Source organism: Asanoa ishikariensis, assembly GCF_900107455.1.
GTDB classification, from domain to species: domain Bacteria; phylum Actinomycetota; class Actinomycetes; order Mycobacteriales; family Micromonosporaceae; genus Asanoa; species Asanoa ishikariensis.
Genome location: NZ_FNQB01000001.1, coordinates 1,743,214 through 1,762,272, shown reverse-complemented (window position 1 = coordinate 1,762,272; position 19,059 = coordinate 1,743,214). Strand labels below are relative to the sequence as shown.

Annotated in this window: 17 protein-coding genes and 1 tRNA gene; 7 read left to right on the top strand and 11 right to left on the bottom strand. The window is 68.2% G+C overall.

What is annotated here, in order from left to right; translation table 11 throughout:
• Nucleotides 1–21 precede the first annotated feature (21 nt).
• Genes BLV39_RS08285 through BLV39_RS08270 form a run of 4 tightly spaced genes read left to right on the top strand, consistent with a single transcriptional unit; the run spans nt 22 to nt 3,051 of the window.
• Nucleotides 22–621 carry a TetR/AcrR family transcriptional regulator gene (locus BLV39_RS08285; protein WP_090788981.1) on the top strand — a complete coding sequence of 200 codons (600 nt, stop codon included), beginning with the start codon at nt 22–24 and terminating at the stop codon, nt 619–621.
• 28 nt (nt 622–649) lie between these two features.
• Entirely contained in the window at nt 650–1,393 is a 744-nt protein-coding gene (locus BLV39_RS08280) for a ThuA domain-containing protein (protein WP_090788979.1), read from the top strand.
• Nucleotides 1,390–2,424, top strand: a complete 1,035-nt coding sequence (locus BLV39_RS08275; protein WP_204082951.1) for a Gfo/Idh/MocA family protein — start codon at nt 1,390–1,392, stop codon at nt 2,422–2,424. Before BLV39_RS08280 ends, BLV39_RS08275 begins: the two co-directional genes overlap by 4 nt.
• A gap of 21 nt (nt 2,425–2,445) precedes the next feature.
• Nucleotides 2,446–3,051 carry a TIGR03086 family metal-binding protein gene (locus BLV39_RS08270; protein WP_090788975.1) on the top strand — a complete coding sequence of 202 codons (606 nt, stop codon included), beginning with the start codon at nt 2,446–2,448 and terminating at the stop codon, nt 3,049–3,051.
• A gap of 356 nt (nt 3,052–3,407) precedes the next feature.
• On the opposite strand, the gene BLV39_RS08265 is transcribed toward BLV39_RS08270, so the two are convergent.
• Together BLV39_RS08265 and BLV39_RS08260 are read right to left on the bottom strand one after the other, a co-directional pair.
• Entirely contained in the window at nt 3,408–4,643 is a 1,236-nt protein-coding gene (locus BLV39_RS08265) for a L,D-transpeptidase (RefSeq protein ID WP_090788972.1), read from the bottom strand.
• Between the two features lie 140 nt (nt 4,644–4,783).
• A complete protein-coding gene (locus BLV39_RS08260; RefSeq protein ID WP_090788970.1) occupies nt 4,784–6,082 on the bottom strand; it encodes a L,D-transpeptidase in 1,299 nt (432 codons plus the stop codon).
• Between the two features lie 233 nt (nt 6,083–6,315).
• Here BLV39_RS08260 and BLV39_RS08255 point away from each other — a divergent pair, with 233 nt between their 5' ends.
• Nucleotides 6,316–7,125, top strand: a complete 810-nt coding sequence (locus BLV39_RS08255) for a 2-deoxy-5-keto-D-gluconate 6-phosphate aldolase domain-containing protein (protein WP_176984809.1) — start codon at nt 6,316–6,318, stop codon at nt 7,123–7,125.
• 148 nt (nt 7,126–7,273) lie between these two features.
• Nucleotides 7,274–7,349: transfer RNA gene (locus tag BLV39_RS08250), tRNA-Lys, on the top strand.
• A 673-nt stretch (nt 7,350–8,022) separates the two neighbouring features.
• Here BLV39_RS08250 and BLV39_RS42845 read toward each other — a convergent pair.
• The 9 genes from BLV39_RS42845 to BLV39_RS08205 form a co-directional block, all read right to left on the bottom strand.
• Nucleotides 8,023–9,441 carry a hypothetical protein gene (locus BLV39_RS42845; protein WP_176984808.1) on the bottom strand — a complete coding sequence of 473 codons (1,419 nt, stop codon included), beginning with the start codon at nt 9,439–9,441 and terminating at the stop codon, nt 8,023–8,025.
• Between the two features lie 1,227 nt (nt 9,442–10,668).
• Nucleotides 10,669–11,517, bottom strand: coding sequence for an SGNH/GDSL hydrolase family protein (locus BLV39_RS08240; RefSeq protein WP_143049680.1), 849 nt, complete (start codon nt 11,515–11,517; stop codon nt 10,669–10,671).
• 38 nt (nt 11,518–11,555) lie between these two features.
• Nucleotides 11,556–12,380 carry a carbohydrate ABC transporter permease gene (locus tag BLV39_RS08235; RefSeq protein WP_090788963.1) on the bottom strand — a complete coding sequence of 275 codons (825 nt, stop codon included), beginning with the start codon at nt 12,378–12,380 and terminating at the stop codon, nt 11,556–11,558.
• Nucleotides 12,377–13,234 carry a carbohydrate ABC transporter permease gene (locus BLV39_RS08230; protein WP_239083770.1) on the bottom strand — a complete coding sequence of 286 codons (858 nt, stop codon included), beginning with the start codon at nt 13,232–13,234 and terminating at the stop codon, nt 12,377–12,379. The genes BLV39_RS08235 and BLV39_RS08230 overlap by 4 nt, the downstream gene beginning before the upstream one ends.
• Nucleotides 13,235–13,287: 53 nt before the next feature.
• The gene (locus BLV39_RS08225; RefSeq protein WP_090788959.1) at nt 13,288–14,643 is read right to left on the bottom strand and encodes an ABC transporter substrate-binding protein; all 1,356 of its coding nucleotides are present in this window, start codon (nt 14,641–14,643) and stop codon (nt 13,288–13,290) included.
• Nucleotides 14,644–14,717: 74 nt separating this feature from the next.
• Nucleotides 14,718–15,671 carry an alpha/beta hydrolase gene (locus tag BLV39_RS08220; protein WP_090788957.1) on the bottom strand — a complete coding sequence of 318 codons (954 nt, stop codon included), beginning with the start codon at nt 15,669–15,671 and terminating at the stop codon, nt 14,718–14,720.
• 123 nt (nt 15,672–15,794) lie between these two features.
• Nucleotides 15,795–16,787 carry a LacI family DNA-binding transcriptional regulator gene (locus BLV39_RS08215; protein ID WP_090788955.1) on the bottom strand — a complete coding sequence of 331 codons (993 nt, stop codon included), beginning with the start codon at nt 16,785–16,787 and terminating at the stop codon, nt 15,795–15,797.
• A gap of 158 nt (nt 16,788–16,945) precedes the next feature.
• Nucleotides 16,946–17,641 (bottom strand): hypothetical protein, encoded by a 696-nt coding sequence (locus BLV39_RS08210; RefSeq protein WP_090788953.1) that lies wholly within the window; start codon nt 17,639–17,641, stop codon nt 16,946–16,948.
• Nucleotides 17,638–18,141, bottom strand: a complete 504-nt coding sequence (locus tag BLV39_RS08205; RefSeq protein ID WP_090788951.1) for a SigE family RNA polymerase sigma factor — start codon at nt 18,139–18,141, stop codon at nt 17,638–17,640. Before BLV39_RS08205 ends, BLV39_RS08210 begins: the two co-directional genes overlap by 4 nt.
• A gap of 279 nt (nt 18,142–18,420) precedes the next feature.
• On the opposite strand from BLV39_RS08205, the gene BLV39_RS08200 reads away from it, so the two are divergent.
• Nucleotides 18,421–19,059 (top strand): DUF3152 domain-containing protein, encoded by a 639-nt coding sequence (locus tag BLV39_RS08200; RefSeq protein WP_090788949.1) that lies wholly within the window; start codon nt 18,421–18,423, stop codon nt 19,057–19,059.

Sequence of the window (19,059 nt, the reverse complement as noted above, 5' to 3'; positions counted from 1 at the left end):
TTTCTCAGTGAGGGGGGCCACATGCCGTCTGCCGCCGACGAACGGCCGCTGCGTGCGGACGCCCGGCGAAACCGCGACCGGGTGCTCGCCGCCGCGGTCCGCGCCTTCGCCGGTGCCGGGCCGGGCGCCACCATCGAGGCGATCGCCCGGGACGCCGGTGTCGGGGTAGGGACGGTCTACCGGCACTTCCCCACCCGGGAGGCGCTGATCGAGGCGGCCTACCGCAGCGAGCTCGTCGCGGTCTGCGCGGCCGCCCCGGTGCTCCTGACGGAGCAACCGCCGGCTGCGGCGCTCCGGGCGTGGATGGCTCGGTTCGTCGACTACATGACCACGAAGATCGGGATGACCGATGCACTGCGGACGGTGATCGCGGCGGGCACCAACCCTTATGCGCAGAGCCGGGACATGCTCGACGACGCGCTCGACCTGTTCCTGGCCGCGGGCGGGGCCGACGGCAGCCTTCGCACCGACGTACCCGCCGACGATGTGTTGATCAGTCTGTCCGGCATCGCCCTCGCGGCCGGCGCGCCGGACCAGCGCGCCCAGGCCGGCCGACTGCTCGACCTGCTGATGGACGCCCTGGTGGCGGGGTCGACGTCGCTCGCAGAGAATGCCGGGTAACCCGTTTCCAACGACGAAGCGAGCGCCGATGGCTGATGAACCGATCCGGGTGACGGTGTGGGGCGAGGGTCGCCACGAAAAACGCGACGTCAACGTCGCTTCCCACTATCCCGACGGCATGCACGCGACGATCGCTTCGGGCATCACCGAGTACGCGGGGGCGGCGGTCGCCGTCCGCTGCGTCACGCTCGACGATCCGGACCAGGGTCTGCCGGCGTCGCTGCTGGCTTCGACCGACGTGCTGACCTGGTGGGGGCACATCGCCCACGACGAGGTGAGCGACGACCTGGTCGACCGGGTGCAGGAGGCGGTGCTCGCCGGGATGGGCCTGGTCGTGCTGCACTCCGGCCACTGGTCCAAGATCTTCAAACGGCTCATGGGTACGAGCTGCGCGCTGCGCTGGCGCAACGGCGACGACCGGGAGCTGGTGTGGACGGTGGATCCGGCGCATCCGGTCGCTGCTGGCGTCCCGAGCCCGATCGAGATACCCAGCCAGGAGATGTACGGCGAGTTCTTCGACATCCCCGCGCCCGACGAGCTCGTCTTCGTCAGCTCGTTCACCGGGGGCGAGGTGTTCCGCAGCGGGTGCGCGTGGCGCCGCGGCCGCGGCCGGATCTTCTACTTCAGCCCTGGTGACCAGGACTATCCGGTCTACCACCATCCGGACGTACGCCGGGTGCTCGCCAACGCGGCCGTCTGGGCGGCGCCGGCCGGGCCGCGCTCCACGACACCGATCGCGTACGCGGCGCCCGACTGGTTCGTGACGCCGTGAGTCCTCTTCGGGCAGTGGTGGTCGGTGCTGGGGCGATGGGCACCGAGTGGCTGGCCGCGATCGCGGCCAGCCCTGATGTGTCGCTGGCCGCGGTGGTCGATCTCGACTTGGCGGCCGCGGCGCGCGCGGCTCAGGGTGTTCCGTCGGCGACCACCCTGTCGGAGGTCGCCTCCGGTGCGGACTTCGTCGTGAACGCCACGGTGCCCTCGGCGCATTTCGACGTCACTCGCTCGGCGTTGCGGTTGGGTCTGCCGGTGCTGGGCGAGAAGCCGCTGACCTCGACGCTGCCTGAGGCGTTGACGTTGGCCGCGTTGTCGTCGTTGACGGGGTCGCTGTTCGTGGTGAGCCAGTCGCGGCGCTTCGAGCGGAATCTTTTTGGGTTCAAGTCGCGGCTCTCTGCTCTGGGGCCGGTCGGTTCATTGACCACGGAGTTCTATCGAGGTGCCCGGTTCGGCGGCTTCCGCGAGACGATGGCGCATCCGCTTCTGTTGGACATGGCCATCCACGCCTTCGACACGGCGCGCTACCTGCTGGACGACGAGCCGGTCTCGGTCTACTGCGACGCGTACAACCCGTCGTGGAGCTGGTACGCCGGTGACGCGTCGGCCAACGCGCTGTTCCGTTTCGCGTCCGGCGCCCGCTACTCGTACCTGGCTTCCTGGTGCGCCGACGGCGGCGACACATCGTGGAACGGAAACTGGCGCGCGGTGGCCTCTTCTGGAACGGCGTTCTGGGACGGCGACCGCTCTCCGGCCGACGCCAACACGTTGCTGGAGACCATCAGTGCGTCGTTGTCGGTCTTCGTCGAGGCGCTGCGCACGGGCCGGCGGCCAGCAACGGCCGTGCATGCGAACGTGATGAGCCTGGCGATGGTCCTATGCGCGGTCGCCTCGGCGGACACGGGCGCCGTGGTCGCGGTCGACGACGTCCTGGCGCGGGCTCATGCATCGGCAATCGGGTCGGCGGACCCCGACGTGGCTGAGGTACTCCGCTCGTGGCCCTCGGTCCGCTCGGCCCTCGAAATGTCGTAGGTGTGTGGTTGTCTTCCGGACATGAGTGAGTCAACGGTGGACAACGATCCGCTCGCGCTGTTGGAACGTGCGCTGGACCAGGTGGGCAAGGTGCTCTCGGACGTCCGCGCCGACCAGGAAACCCTGCCGAGCCCGTGCCGTTCGTGGACGGTCGCGCAGCTCGGCGATCACGTGGTGCACGACCTACGCCAGTTCAGCGTTGCGGCTGCCGGTGGCACAGCCGACTGGTCAACCGCCGCCAGCCCGGCGCCGGCTGCTGACCGGCCCGCCTTGTTCCGGTCGGGGGCCGCCGACCTGCTCGACGTGTGGCGCCAGGCAGGCGACCTGTCGGGCACCGTCACGTTGCCGGGGATGGGTGAGGTGCCGGCCCGGTTCCCGGTCGACCTACAGACAGCCGAGTTCGCCGTGCACGCGTGGGATCTGGCCCGGGCAACAGCCCAATCGACAGACCTGGACCCGGAGGTAGGCCAACTAGCCCTCGACTGGATGCGCGGCACAATGCTCCCCCAGTTCCGCGGCTCAGAAAGCGAAGGCAAGTCCTTCGGGCCCGAGGTCACGATCTCCGCCGAAGCCCACCTATACGACCGCCTAGCAGCCTTCGCCGGCCGCGACATCGCCGGCGCATAGCAGCCTTCTCAAACGCCTGACCACGCCGCGGGCGCGCCGTCTCCTGGGCTTGGCCTCCATTGGCGATCCCGGACGCCGGCTTGGCCGGGACAGTGGCGCTGGACGGCCTTGGGCGCGCCGAACCTCGGCGCAGACTCAAACCACGGCACACGGGCTTTCGCGTCGCTTTGCCGTCGGGCGCGGGTGGGGTTGACGCGTGGCCGTTGTCCGCAGCTCAGGTTCGAGGCACAACCCGGCGCGGCATTGACCCGCGGATCTGGGTTCGCCAACCGCGGACCTGGCAGGGTCGGGCCCCCAAGGGCCCGACCCGGTCTCCGGCGGGAGCAACGGTCCGCACCACCGCGGACCCGGGAAAGCTACTGGTCAGAAAGGGGGATGGCGCTGAGCTCCGCGTACTCCGCGAAGGTCATGTTCCAGTCCGTCCAGCCGTTTCCGTTTTGCAGCTTGCGTTCGGTGCCCTTGACTGTGATCGGGTCACCGATGCGGGTCTGGCCGAAGAGCCACTCGCCGTCCTTCATCGAGACGTTGACGCAGCCGTGGGAGACGTTGGTGGTGCCCTGTTGGCCCTCGGACCACGGCGCCGCGTGGATGAACTCGCCGCCCCAGGTCAGGCGTTGGGCGAAGTCGATGTCGGTGCGGTAGCCCTCTTCCGGGCCGAGCTCTTCGAAGGTGTCGAAGACCGTCTTGCGCTTCTTCTCGATCACGATCATCGTGCCGGTCGACGACGGGGTGCTCTTCTTGCCCAGGCTGACCTTGATGGTCTTGATGACCTTGCCGTCCTTGGTGACCGTCATTCGCTTGGTGCTGTTGTTGACCGTCATGACCAGGGCCGGACCGATCTTCAGATCCACCGTGAGGTCGTTGCGGAGGAACGAGCCGTTGCCCAGCGGGAGGCCGCCGGTCTGGAGCTTGTAGTGGACCTTGGTGTTGGCCTGCCAGAACTCCTTGGGGCGGAAGTGGATCTCAGTCGGGCTGATCCACGCCCAGGTGCCCTCCTGCGCCGGCGTCGCGGTGACCTTCATTCGTCGCTGCACGTCGTCGCGGTAGTCCTGCGGGATCGCCTTGCCGAACTTGACGATCATCGGCATGCCGACGCCGACCACGGCGCCGTCGCCGAGGAAGCTGCTCACCGCGACCGTGTTGCCCGGCTTGGCCATGACCTTGAAAGTGCTCTCGGCCGTCGCGGCCTTGCCGTCGTCGCCGGTCGCGGTCACCGTCGCGGTGTAGCTCGCGCCCCACTCGAGGGCGCCCGTCGGCAGCCAGCTCTTCTTGTCCGCGGAGAGGGTGCCCTTGACGCTCTCGCCGTCCGACGACTTCAGCTCGACCGCGGTCTCGACCGCGTCGGTGGTGTCGAACGCGATGGCGGTCGAGGCCGGCACGTCGCTCGCGTCGGCGGCGGGCTCGGTGATCGCCGCCTTGGCCTTGGTGTCAGGCTCGGCCGACTGCGACGAACCCGGCTTCGCTCCGTCCGACCACGCCGCGTTGCCACTCTTGGTGCAACCCGCGGTGACGGACAGCAACCCGGCCATGGCGACTGCCGCCAGCATGACGCCACGTCGGCGAGTGGGACGCCACCCTCGGCTGCTCAACATGAGATCCCCTCACAGGTCCGTGTACCGCAGTCATGTTGCCCGAAAGACGCTTCGGAACACCTCACGGTTTCGTGCCGTGTGCGGTAACACGCAGACGAGTGTACGAACGATCGAGCTGAGCAACGGTACCCGAAAGAGGTTTAATCGGTAGGCGTCGGTGTCGGCGTGGCGTTACCGGTCGAACCCGGCGACTTCAGACTGTCCGGAACCGGCAACGCGCTGCCCTTGACGAAGTCGGCCCACGACAGGTTCCAGGCGGTCCAGCCGTTGCCGGGCTCGAGCTTGCGTTCGGTGCCCTTGATGGTGATCGGGTCGCCCACCTTGGTCTGGCCGAACAACCAGCTCGCGTTCTGCGGGGCGAGGTTGACGCAGCCGTGCGAGACGTTGCGTACGCCCTGGTCGCCCACCGACCACGGCGCCGAGTGGATGAACTCGCCACCCCAGGTCAGCCGCTGCGCGAAGTCGATGTCGGTGCGGTAACCCTCTTCCGGGCCGAGCTCCGCGAAGGTGTCGAAGACCGTGTGCTCCTGCTTGTCCATCACGATCAGCGTGCCGCTGGACGAGGGCGTGCTGGGCTTACCAAGGCTGACCGGGAACGTTTTGACCAATTTGTCGTTCTTGAAGACCTGCATCTTCTTGGTCTTGTTCTCGACCTTCATTACGAACTTGTCGCCGATCTTGGCCGTCGCCCTGCGGTCCTGGTCGCCGAAGCGGCCGTTGGACAGCGGGATTCCCTCGAGCGCCGCCCGCACCGTGATCTTCGTGCCGGCCTGCCAGTAGTCGGGCCCGCGGTAGTACGCCTGCGTGCCGCTGCTGACCCAGTGCCAGACACCCGGCTGCGGTGGGTCGGTCTGCACGAACAGCCGGCGCTGCACGGCGGCCCGGTCCCTCTTCGGGATGCCCGGACTGAACTCCATCACGACTGGCATGGCGACGCCGTACGTCTTGCCGTTGAACAGGTACATGCCGGAGCCGATGTCGTTGCCCGACTTGCCCCGCGTGGAGAACGAGACCTTCTTCGTCTCGGCCTGCCCGGCCGCGCTGGTGGCGACCACGGTCGCGGTGTAGTCGGTGTCGTACTTGAGCGGCGCGCTCGGCACCCACGACGACTTGTCCTCGCGCAGGGTGCCCTTGACCGCCTTGCCCGCCTTGTCGGTCAGCGCGACGCTGGTGATCTCGCCGCCCTTGACGCTGGTGCCGATCTCGGTGCTGACCGGCAGGTTCTTCTTCTTGTCGGCCGGCGTGACCGCGAACTCGAACGGAACCGGTGGCGCGGTCGGCGAGGCGGACGGCGCCGCCGCCTGGTTGTTGTTGACGAACGTGGGCGCCTTCGGCTGGTCGTTGCCGCAGGCAGTGACGAGGGTGAGTGCGAGAGCCCCGGCCGCCGCGGCGGCAAGGATCTTCCCGATGGCTGCTTTACGTGTCACGAACCGGCCCATTAGATGTCCCCGTTCCTTCGCAACCTTGGGGTCATCGTGCCCCAGCCACACCCGCTATGTACCTCGATCCGGCAGGGTGCCAGATGGCGTCCACTCCGCGCCTCAGCCACATGGGTAACCCTGGGGCGCGAACCGGTCGGAACCTCGCAGTAGCGGCTATTTCTCCGAAGTAATCCCAGGTCAGCGCCCCTTTGTGCATGCTGAGGGTGGATTTGGTGGCATTCGGGGGAATCATGGCACTCTATCTACTGGCGATGGATCACCGGGACTCGTTCGCCACCCAGGTGTACAAGATCAAGGGTGATCCGAACCCCGCCGAGACCAAGCGGATCGTCGATGGAAAGAACCTGATCTACCAGGGCCTGGTCGATGCCCTCAGCCGGGGCGCCGACCGGTCGAAAGCCGCGGTCCTGGTCGACGAACGCTACGGCGAGCAGGTGGCCCGAGCGGCCAAGGCGACGGGCATCACCCTGGCCATGCCGATCGAAAAATCGGACCAGGAATGGTTCACCCTGGAGTACGGCAACCTGGGCGACGGCCGCTGGCTGGAACACGTGGAGGCGTTCGACCCGCGCTACGTCAAGATCCTGGTGCGCGACAACCCGTCATTCGAGGTACGGGCCCGCACGCGCCAGATGGACGACCTGGCGACCGTCTCGTCGGTGCTCACCAGTGCGGGTCGGGACCTCCTGCTGGAGCTCTTGGTCCCACCGACCCCGGCCGAGGAGTCGGCGGGATACGACGACGATCTTCGACCCGAGCTGACGGTACGGATCATCGGCGAGATGCAGGCCGCCGGCGTGGAGCCGGCCATCTGGAAGATCGAGGGCCTGAACACGACCGCGGACGCCACCCAGGTGCTGGCAACGGCCCGGCAGGGCGGTCGCAACAACGTGCAGTGCGTGGTGCTGGGCCGAGACGCGCCGCCGGAGGACCTGGACCGCTGGTTGCGGGCAGCGGCACCGGCGGGGTTTCTCTGGGCTTCGCGATCGGCCGCAGCATCTGGCAGGACCCGCTCCAGGCCCTCCTGGCAAGGGAGATGACCGAGGCCGAGGTGATCGGCCTGATCGCCGACAACTACCGACACTACGTGGAGATATATGAGGGTGTTTGAGGCGTTCGGCCGGTCGTTCACCACCAGTTGGAAGATCCCTCTGGGCGCGTGCTAACGTACGTGTCGTTGCCGATCGAGCGCCGCTAGCTCAACTGGCAGAGCAGCGGACTCTTAATCCGCGGGTTCGGGGTTCGAGTCCCTGGCGGCGCACCAAAAGCATTCCAAACCTGTTGGGCGGGAACCGAAACCTGAGTTTCGGTCTCCGCCCTTCTTGGTCTCGGAATGTGGCCGGTCTCCCCCGTCCCCCGCAGCAAGCATCGCGGCAGTGCCGCTGGTGACCGTGACGCGAATCGTGGCCTCGTTGCGGATCGTGTTGTAGCGGAGCTCCAGCTGGAACGCCTCGTAGACCTGACGTTGCTGGTCGTCGGAGAGTCGCGTTATGTCGATGTCGCCCTGGGGGATGTCGGCGAAGACACTGACGTCGCGTCGCGTTGAGGTTGACCGCTCTCGGCCAGCCTGTTCGAGAAGCTGTTTCTCCTTGCGCTGCTCGGCCACAGTCGACGCGAACCTGCGTTGGATGGCTTCGCGCCACGCTCGTGCGAGTGTCCACCGAGTCATCGCTGCGATCGGCGTCGGCCGCCGCAGCGAGGAAGATCTCGCGGCCGGTGCCGAAGATGCGTTGAGCGAAGAACCGGGCCAACGGTTCGACGAGCCGGTCTTCCGCGATCATCGCGGCGGGTGGATGGTCTTTGAACCACGGCAAGTGACCATGGTTCGTCGGGTTCGGGCTGCACCGGTAGTAGGTGTATCGAGAATGCGACCGTGGAAGCAGCTACCGTGACGCAACGCAGGCCGCCCCGGGCGCCAGCCGCGGAGTAGTAGCCGGCTAGCCGCTTTTCGCGGCCTTTCGAGGCGCCGTCTTCTTGGCCGCCTTGGTCGCGGTCCTGGCTGACTTTCGAGGCGCCGTCTTCTTGGCCGCCTTGGTCGCGGTCCTGGCTGACTTTCGAGGCGCCGTCTTCTTCGCCGCCTTGGTCGCCGTCCTGGCTGACTTTCGAGGCGCCGTCTTCTTCGCCGCCTTGGTCGCCGTCCTGGCTGACTTTCGAGGCGCCGTCTTCTTCGCCGCCTCGGTCGCCGTCCTAGTTGACTTTCGAGGCGCCGTCTTCTTCGCCGCCTCGGTCGCGGTCTTCGCTGACTCTCGGGCCGCGGTCTTCTTCGCCACCTCGGTCGCGGTCTCCTTCGCCACCTCGGTCGCGGTCTTCTTCGCCGCCTTGGTCGCGGTCTTCGCTGACTCTCGGTTCGCGGTCTTCTTCGCCACCTCGGTCGCGGTCTTCGCTGACTCTCGGGCCGCGGTCTTCTTCGCCACCTCAGTCGCGGTCTTCGCTGACTCTCGGGCCGCGGTCTTCCTCGCCACCTCAGTCGCGGTCTTCGCTGACTCTCGGGCCGCGGTCTTCCTCGCCACCTCGGTCGCGGTCTCCTTCGCCACCTCGGTCGCGGTCTTCTTCGCCGCCTTGGTCGCGGTCCTGGTTGACTCTCGGGTCGCGGTCTTCCTCGCCACCTCGGTCGCGGTCTCCTTCGCCACCTCGGTCGCGGTCCTGGTTGACTCTCGGACCGCGGTCTCCTTCGCCACCTCGGTCGCGGTCCTCGCTGACTCTCGGGTCGCGGTCTCCTTCGCCACCTCGGTCGCGGTCTCCTTCGCCACCTCGGTCGCGGTCCTGGTTGACTCTCGGACCGCGGTCTCCTTCGCCACCTCGGTCGCGGTCCTGGTTAACTCTCGAGCCGCGGTCTCCTTCGCCACCTCGGTCGCGGTCTCCCTCGCCACCTCGGTCGCGGTCCTGGTTAACTCTCGGACCGCGGTCTCCTTCGCCACCTCGGTCGCGGTCCTCGCTGACTCTCGAGCCGCGGTCTCCTTCGCCACCTCAGTCGCGGTCTTGGTAGCCACCTTGGCTGGTTCCTCGTCGGGCGACTCGTCCTCCACGGTCTGGTCGTCCCGAGCTGGCTCGTTCTTGGCCTTCTCACCCTTGGCCTGGCCGCCCTCTTCCGAATTCTGGTCGTCCGCGCGGTCGTCCTGGGAGACCACCTCGCTGTCGCGGATCACGCCGTCGTCCGTAACCGCATTTGCCGGCGAGCTGCCCTCATTGATCGACTCCCTGCCATGGCGGGAACCGTCGTCGCCGCGGGATTCACCCATTCGCTCATTCACGGCGGACACAGCATGGTCGACGAGCGCGCCCACGTAGTCCCGCAGACCCTCCACCAACTTGCCGCTGGTTGAACCGTTTCCGTTACCGCTCGTACCCTGACTCACCTGTCGTCCCCTCCGGAACCCCGCATCGACGCCGCCCGTTCGGTGAGGCGGTCACCGCCTGCCGGCGGAGCGCGCGAAGACGCCGATCGCGGCAGACTTCCCAGCGCGACCGAGCTGCTCACGAGGCCTCGGCCCGACGCCGGTGAGTGGTGCCCCGACGGTTGCCGGGGCTCCCCGCGCTGGCCGCGCGCCCATTCGACCGCCCGCCGCTTCGACCGAGCATGAGCGCGGCGCGAAGCTTGTGCTGCCTTCCGAGCAGGCACACCACGCTTACCGCCAGCGCTGTGCTCCCACCAGGATTTCATGACACTTCCGCCCTGATGGAGCCCACGTTGGCCGCTTACCCGCGGTCGGCGCAGCGAAACGCGGCTTACGTCACGATGAGAAGGTTTGGTCGGCGGCATGCTCTTCGCCACTTCGGTCGTCAACAACGTCAGAGCCCGACCGGGGCGGGTCGGCAAATGACGGTGCTCACCGACTCTGCACGATCACGATGCTTACCATCCCGGCAATGCACGATGGTGTCCCGCCGCCGCTTGTCGAACGGCGGCGGCCGATTGCGTCGGCAGGTGACTGGTTCCGATCACTCCGCGCAAAGGTGCACCGGACCCCCGCGACGGCGCAAGCCATGTCCTTGGCGCCGCCTCCCGACGCTAGCGAAGCCGAGCCGCTAGCTGGGCAAACGCCACGACACGGCGACAACGACCAGGTCAGCGTTGATCAAATCCCGTTCCCAAGCTTGGCGTGACCCGCCGAGGGTTCGAGCCTGCTCCATGATCGCGCTACAACCGTCGCCCCTTCCGGCATCTTCGATGCGGACAGATCGAATCCGCGAGTCCGGCTCACGCGCCGGTGGAGTTCGACTGGTCCGCCGCTCGTCGGCGTGATCGGGTCCCGCCGTTCTACCTGGATGACAGCGTGACGCGTTGTTCAATCACGATCTTGCCCAGTTGCTGATCATCGGTTTGGGATGTTCTGCGGGTTCTCGGCGGCGCACTAGTAGCAACCCTCAGGGACAGCCCACATGGGACTGTCCCTGAACCCTTTCCGACCCCTACGTCGGGCATCGAAGATGCTCGCGCCTGAGTGACGTAGGTCATGGAAGCGAGTGCGGCGGATGCCCGCCTGCTCCAGGAGCCCGCCGCGCGCCAGCGCGGGCACCGTTGCCAGATCAATCGCGTCCACACTGGAGGGCGGCGGCTCCACCCGGCGATTGTGAGCGCGGCATCAAGCGACGGTGCGGAGATGATCCACGATGCTGGCCAGGATGAGCCGCTGACCGGCGAGGGTCGGATGGACGCCGTCGGGTTCCAGTAGGTCCTCTGTGCCGCGGGCGTGAATGGCCTTGTGCAGGTCGAGGGCGCCCGGTGCCGTCTGGTGGGCGACTCCGGCCACTTCGGCCACCGCGGCGGCCTGCCAGTGCAGCGGGGCGTCGTTGAAGAAGGTGTCGATGCGTTGTTGGTTGACGGCCGGTGGCGTGATGATCGTGACGACTGCGTTCAGGTCTTGGGTGATGAGGTTCACCAGTGCGCGCAGGTTGCGTCCGGTCTCCGCCGTGGTGGCCATCCGGTAGCGGCCGGTCCGGCCGTGTGCGCGGGCGTCGTTGGTGCCGAGCATCAGCAGCACCCGGGTCGGCCGCACCGCTTCCAGCAGATCGAAGCGTTCGAGCACGTCCGCCGTGGTGTTGCCGCTGATCCCGAGATTGATCAAGGTTGCCTTGGGTACGCCGGTCAGGTCGATCGAGGCCGCGAGGAGCTCGAACCAGCCGAGGCGGTCAGCCGTGATCGAGTCGCCGACGGCGGCGATCCGGTCTTCCGGCCCGAACGGCAGGGCGGCGACGGCGTTGCGAAAGTGGTCGTCGGCCAGCATCTGGGTCGCCGCTGCGCGGGTTTCGTCGCGCAGCGAATGAAGCAGTGCGCGGATGGTCTCCGGCGTGCTGGCCAGCATCTGGGCGAGCAACTCGGCGTGCAGGTCGTCGTCGACCGGGAAGCGTTGCAGCATCGGCCACGACTGGGTGCGGGTGTAGCGCAGGAAGTGCCGGCGTTCGTCGTCCGTATAGCTTCGATCGGTGATCACGTGGGCCACCGCTCGATCCGGTTTGGTGCGTTCATGTATCAGCCCTTGATCGAACCTTGCAGCAGCGCCGCGACGAAGCGGCGCTGGAAGATGAGGAAGACGGTCAGCGTGGGCACCAGAATCAGCAGCGCGCCGGCGCAGAGCAGCGGAATGTCCGTGCCCCACTGCCCCTGGAACGCGCCGAGCGCACCGGCCATGGTCCGCTTCGCGGGATCGTCGACCAGGACGATGGCGAGGAGGAACTGGTTCCACGTCCACAGGAACAGCAGGATGGCCAACGACGAGAGGGCGGGCATGGCCAGCGGTACGTGCACCCGCCAGAAGAGCTGCCACGTGCTGGCGCCGTCGATGCGCGCGGCCTCCGAGAGATCGTCGGGCATGGTGACGAAGTGGGCTCGCATCCAGATCACGGAGAAGGGCATGAACAGCCCGATGAGCGGCAGGATGATCGCCCAGCGGGTGTTGAGCAGCCCCATGTCGCGGACCTGGTAGTACAGCGGTGTGATGATGCCTTCGAACGGCAGGGTGAGGCCCAGCACGAAGACGAGGAAGCCGATCCGGTGACCGGGCATCCGCAGGTGCCCGAAGGCGAAGCCGGCCAGGGTGCCGAACAGCAGCGAGGCCGGGACGACCCCGAGCACGATGAGGCTGCTGGACAGCAGGAGCTTGCCCATGTTCGCGGCCCGGAAGGCGTCGAGGAAGTTGCCCCATTGCGGGCTGTCCGGCCAGGAGAGTCCCGACGGGTACGTCCCGGAGGGGTGCAGGGCCGTGACGAACAGACTGATGAACGGCACGATGGTGATCGCCATCAGCAGGACGAGCAGGAGTCGCCCGATCAGGGTCTCGCGACGTGTGGCGATCATCGGGATCCGTCCCTGGTGAGGCGCTGAATCGGAAGGACGACGGCGAGGACGAGCAGGACCAGTGCGACCGCGAGTGCCGATGCCATGCCGACCTCGCGCTCGGAGAAGGCCAGGTAGTAGATCTCCAGGCCGGGGACCATGGTGGAGTTGCCCGGCCCGCCCTGCGTGGCGATGTAGACGATGTCGAAGCTGGCGAGCGCGGCGATCACGGTCACCGTCACGCACACGCCGATCTCCTGGCGCAGGCTGGGCAGCGTGATCGAGAAGAACTCGCGGATCGGCCCGGCGCCGTCCAGGCGGGCCGCCTCGTACAACGCCGGGTCGATCTTGCTCATCCCGGCGAGCAGCAGCAGCGTGCACAGGCCGACGAGGACCCAGGCACCGATCACCCCGACCGCGGGCAGCGCGGTGTCGAACTCGCCGAGCCAGGCGCGGGTGATGCTGTCGAGGCCGACGGCCGACAGCAACTCGTTGGCCAGGCCGGTCGAGGAGAGCAGCCAGCTCCACATGATGCCGGCCGCGACCAGCGGGATGACCTGGGGCAGGAACAGCACCGTGCGGGCCACGGTGGCCAGCCGGCTCGCGGCGATGTTCCGGATGGTGGCCGCCACGAACAGGCCCAGCAGCACCGGGACGAAGCTGAAGAACACGATCAGCTCGAAGGCGTGCACGATCGTGGCGAACAGCTCCGAGTCGGTCAGCAGCCGCCGGTAGTTGTCGAGACCGACCCAGGTCGACGGGCCGATGCCGTTCCAGTCGTACAGCGAGTACTGCACCGTCAGCAGGAGCGGGCGGAGGACGAACGTGCCGTACATGACAATGGCCGGCGCCGCGAAGAGCCAGCCGAGCCACACCGCCCGAGGGCGGCGCGCGCGTCGCGCACGCCGCCCCGTGACCGGTGCCGACATTAGTTCTTGACCTGGGTCTCGTAGTCCTTCTGCACCGACTTGAGCAAGCCGTCCGGTGTCTGCTGACCGGCCGCCAGCTTCTGCAACTGCGGCGTCCAGCCCTTCGCGTAGATGGCGCCGGTCGCGTTGGCGATGAAGTCCATGGCGCCGTTGTCCTTGCCGATGGTCGCGCCGGCGGCGAGCGTGCTCGCCGTGACGGTGCCCTCCTGGACGGCCGGCATGTAGGCGTCCGCCGGACCCATCGGGTGCGATCCGCCGACCTTCACCGCGATATCGCGGGCCTGCTGGTTGGTGGCCACCCAGTTCAGGAAGAACGCGGCACAGTCGGCGTTCTTGGCCTTGCTGCTGATGCCGTACGTCAGCGGCGCCGACATCGCGGCCTGCTTGCCGCCGGCCTGCGCGGGCGGCATCAGCAGGAAGCCGGCGTTTCCGGCCATCTGCTTGTCGAGATTGCCCGACTCCCAGTCGCCGTTGAACATGAACAGGGCCTTGCCGCCGATGAAGCGGCTCATCATCGTCGCGTAGTCCTGCGAGTTGATGTCCTTGGCGAAGTAGCCCGCCTTGATCCACTTATCCAGGTGCTGCACGGCCTGGAGGTTGGTCGGCGTGTCGATGGTGGCGCCGGGCTTCTGGAAGATCCAGTCGTTGATCGGTCCAGGCTCGCCGTACGCGGTCATCAGGTTCTGCAGCGGGAACGCCAGACCGCCGGTGGCGCCACCGTTGAACTGGTCGATCGGCGTGATGCCGGCGTCCTTCGCCTTCTGCAGCGCGGCATCGAGGTCGGCCAGCGTGGCCGGCTGCTGCGTCATGCCGATCTGCGACGCCAGCTTCTTGTTGTAGAACAGGCCGGTCATGCTGAAGTTCAGGCCCATCGCGTAGAGCGGACCGTCGCCCCGCTGGCCGCTCGCGCCGACCCGCATCTGCTCGAGCTGCGAGGCCGGCCACTTGTCCCAGCCGGTGCCCTGCGCGTACCCGTCGAGGTTCTTCAGCAAGCCATCCTTGACGAGCTCGGACACCTGCGGGAGGCGCATCAGATCCGGCGGGTCGTCGGCGAGGACGCGCGGAGCGTTCTGGGTGATCACCGCGAACTGGTCCTCGCGGATGTCCCATTTGACGTTCGGGAACTGCTTGGTGAACTCGGCGGAAAGGTCCTTCGGCAGCGGGAAGCCCGTCTCGAAGTAGCCCTTCAGGGTGACCGGCGCGGTGCCGCAGGTCGCGGCGGCGACGGCGGGTGCGCTGGCATTCGCGCCGGTCGTGTCGGAGTTGCCGCCGGGTGCGCTGCACGCGGCGGTGGCCGCCAGTGCGGCAAGGGTGAGCGCGGCCAATAGGGGTCGGCCGGTGGGTCCGTGAGCCATGTCAGGCCTCCAGGATCGCGGAACTTCCGGCGGCGAGGATCACCGCCGGTTGAGGGGTGTGGGGATAGGTGGGTTCAGGCGTGCGAAGGAAAGTGCGCGTCGCGCAGGCACTGCAGAAGGTCGTCCTGCCAGGTGCGTGCGGCGGGCCAGGTGCCGGTGAGAGCGAGCGACCCGTGTACGGCACCGAGGTAGCAGCTGTAGGAGACCGGGACGCCGGCCGCCCGCAGCCGATCCGCGTACTGTTCGCCGTCGTGGCGCAGCGGATCGAACTGAGCCGTCATGATCCTGGTGTTCGGCAACCCGGTGAGGTCTTGCGCCCGCAGCGGTGACGCGAGCGGGCTCCAGGCGTCCTCGGGGGACGGCAGGTAGAGCTGCTGGCACAACCTCATGTCGTCGACGGTGATGCCGAAGTCATCGCCGACGCCGGATGCGCGCATGCTGTCGAGGGTCAGGTCCAGCGCCGGTACTTCGAGCAGTTGCAGACGCAAGTCCGCCGTCCCGCGCTCGCGGACCAGCAACGCGACCGCCGCGGCCAGGGTCGCGCCCGCGGAGACCCCGCCGACTGACACGTTCGCCGGGTCACCGCCGATCTCGACGGCGTGCTCCACGGCCCAACGAAGACCCGCGTAGCAGTCCTCCGCCGGGACCGGAAAGCGGTGCTCAGGGGCCAGCCGGTAATCCACCGCGACCACTACACAGCCGGCGCCCGTGCAGCGGTCCCGGCACATCGCCTGGTTGACGTCCTCGTCAATGGAACCCAGCCAGAAACCGCCGCCGTGCAGGAAGACGTGGATCGGCAGGCCGATCTCGTCGCTCGGGCGATACACCCGCAGGCGGATCTGGCCACCAGCCACGGCGATCTCGACGTCCTGCTCGCTGTGCGCCGCCGCGACCGGCCGGCCGAACATCGCGAACAGCGTGTCGGTCCCGGCGTGGATGGCCTTGCGCCGCTGGACGATCGGCGCGTCCGGGTCGCCGGAGTCCGGCTTGGTGGACAGGAACGTCCGCACCGCCTCGTCCAGCTCCATCGACGCCTCCCGCGCTCGTGTTACAAGCACGAAACCTCATCGCAGAAGGCCTGTCAAGTGTTTCCATTAAAGCACTTTTATTGAGTGCTCGCGCAGCTCAGGGGCCAAAGTACCCGATCAAGGTCAGGTGGTGGAGCGCTCGACCAGGCGAACGTCGAGCACGGTCGTCGAACGCAGATCCGAGCCATCGATGTGGCCGAGCAGCACACCGAGCGCCGTGCTGCCGGACTCCTCGAACGGCTGCCGCACCGTCGTCAGGTCGGCCGCCGTCGCCGCCTCGCCGTCGTCGAAGCCCATCACCGCGACATCGCCGGGAACCCGCAGCTCCCGGTCCCGGGCAGCCAGGAGCACGCCGACGGCGAGTGCGTCGTGGTGCGCCATGACGGCACTCGGGCGATCCACCACGTCGAGCAGGAGCGCCGCCGCCCGCCGCGCGTCGGCGACGGAGTTGTCGCTGGTCGCGATCACCACCTCGCCGCCGGCCGCCTCCATGACCTGCTTGAATCCGGACAAGCGCCGGATCGCCTGGGACTCGTAGTCGGAGACCTGCCGCTCGACGAGATACCCGACGCGGCGGTGCCCACGCTCCACCAGATGCGCGGCCGCCAGTCGGCCGCCTTCGTTGTCGTCGATCACGACTCGGCTGAACAACGCGCTGTCGGCGTCGACCGCCACCGTCGGCAGACTCCGCTCTCGAAGCCGGGCCGCGATGGCATCCTCGATCCGCAGGCCCATCACGATCAGCCCGTCCAGCCGCCCATGGATGGGCATGCTGGCCAACACCGGCGAAGAAGCCAGCGCGGCCGACTCGTGATCGAAGACCACGACGTCGATCTCCAACTCGGCCGCCGCGGTCAGCACGCCCGACAAGCGACGCAGGTACGACCCGTAGGACGTGAACGGGGCCATGACGCCGACCCGCCCCGTCCCGCGCCGGGCCAAGGTCACCGCTTGCACCTTCGGCACGAACCCGAGCTCGTCGGCCGCCGCCAGCACCCGTTGGCGAGTGGCCTGACTGACCCGATCGGGCTTGTTCATGACGTTGGACACCGTCGCGATGCTCACCTTGGCGCGATCGGCGACCTCGTAGATGGTGACTCGATGATCCGCCGCCACGTCCCCGCCTCGCTCCAGCGTCCCCGCTCCGCCGCTTCGAAGACCTCGAAAGCGCTTTACAAGAAGCACTCTATCCAGCTTGACTCCGGTAACCCAGAGCGAGAACCACATACTGCCTGCCCGGACGCGGGCAACGCCACAGCCGCGCGGGGCGAGACTTACAACCGGCGATCGAGTTTGTCGCGGGCGACGATCCCGTCCAGTGGTACGCCCGGCGCCAGCTCGGCCGGATCGAACCAGAAGATCACCACCTGGGGGTCCTCGCTCCACCTGGCCAGTTGGGCCTTGACGTTCCGGCCGTCGACCGTACCCACGATTCGCTGGGCCGGGCCGACAAAATAGCCGAAGGTCGGCACGGCCGGTGTCGCGCCCGACTCGTCACGCCCGATCTCGTGGAAGCCCGCGCTGCGGTCGGTGCCCTCGACGTCGTTCACCAGGTAGTCCGTGGTCAGCGCGCCGCTCGGCAGGCGACGACCGCCCGCCAGGCCGATCGTCACCTTGGGCAGACCTGGCACGTCGACCGCGACGAAGTAATAGACGCGCTGCTCGGCACCGTAATGGATGCCGGTGTCGACCACCGCGCCGACCGGCTTGCGCGACTCAGAGGTGGCCGTCGGTGTCGGCGCGACCGCGGCCGGCCTTGGATGGTGCTCGACCACGGGCGGGCCGTCCCGGCCGACGGCGACCACCGCGACCGCGGCGACCAACGAGGCGGCCAGCGTCGCCCCTCCGGTGCGCCCGATTCGGCGGCGCTGGCGCAGCCGTCGCCCGTCGCGCATGATGGCGGCCAGGTCGAGGGTGCTGGGCTGCTCGGTCACGCGCATGGCGTCGCGCAGCCGCTGTAGCTCGCTCATGGTCTCGTTTCCTGCGTCTCTCGCGCTCGGATGCCGGCCGCCCGCAGCTTCTCCAGGGCACGAGAGCTGGTGCTCTTGACGGTGCCCAGCGAGACTCCGAGCTCCTCGGCCACCTTCGCCTCCGCGAGGTCGAAGTAGTAGCGCAGCACGACGATGGCCCGCTCTCGCGGGCTGAGCGCGCCGAGCACCGCTACCAACCAGCGGCGCGTGGTGACCTCGTCGGCCACGTCACCGCGGTGCTGCTCCGGCAGGTCCTCGGTCGGGTACTCCCGGATCGGTCGCCGCCAGCCGTCGACCAGGTGGTTGACCAGGACGCTGCGCGCGTACCCGTAGGCGTCGCCCTCGCGGATGCGCGACCAGGACGCGTAGGTGCGGACCAGTGCCGTCTGCGCCGCGTCCTCGGCCCGGTGGTGGTCGCCGGTCATGAGGAACGCGGCGTGCACCAGCCGCGCGGACGCCGCCCGCGCGAACTCGACGAACTCCGCGTCACCCGCGGTCACCGCGACCCCCTTCCCGTCTCACGCAGGAAAGGACGGGTGGGGACGGTAATAGGTTGAGTCTCACAGAGATCAACTTTTCGGCCCGGTCACCCGTCTCTTCTCCCGCGCGGCCGCAGAACGGCGGCGCGAAGGGAGAGACATGCTGACGAAGGGTACGCACTGGCGCCGGACCGCCGGAGCGGTGCTGGTGTCGCTGCTGCTCGGCGGTTGTGGCGCTCCGGCCGCCGGGCACACCACGCAGGCAGCCGGTGCGGACGCCGCCCCAGGGGGACGGCGAGGATGTCCCGGGCGCCGGTCGCCCCCGTCAGCTACCCCGCCACCGGACGCGACCGCTGGTCGACCGCGGCTGCCGAGACACCAGCTAGAGGAGGCACCGGCCAGCTACTGCGCTACCGCGTGGCGGTGGAGCGCGACATCACCGGCTTGCCGGTGGCCGGCGTGGCCGCGGCGATCACCGCGACGCTGAACGACCCGCGGGGGTGGACCGCCGGCGGGAACTGGCGACTGCGCCGGGTCGGCCCGGACCAGTCGGCCGATTTCACCATCTACCTGGCCACCCCCGGCACTCGAGACGAGTTGTGCCAGGACGTTCCGGACGGCTACACCTCGTGCCGCAACGGCGACCGGGTGGTGCTCAACGTGGCGCGCTGGGTGAAGGGAGTGCCGGGCTACGGAGCCGGTTTGAGCACCTACCGGCAGTACATGGTCAACCACGAGGTCGGGCACCGGCTCGGCCTGGGTCACGAGCGGTGCCCGAGGCGGGGCCAGCCGGCGCCGGTCATGCAGCAGCAGACGCTGGGCCTGCACGGGTGCACGGCCAACGCGTGGCCGTACCGCGACGGTCAGCGCTATTCGGGTCCGATCGGCGCGTACGACGACGAGTTGCCACCACGCGAAGGCGCGCGCCGGGCTGGCTGA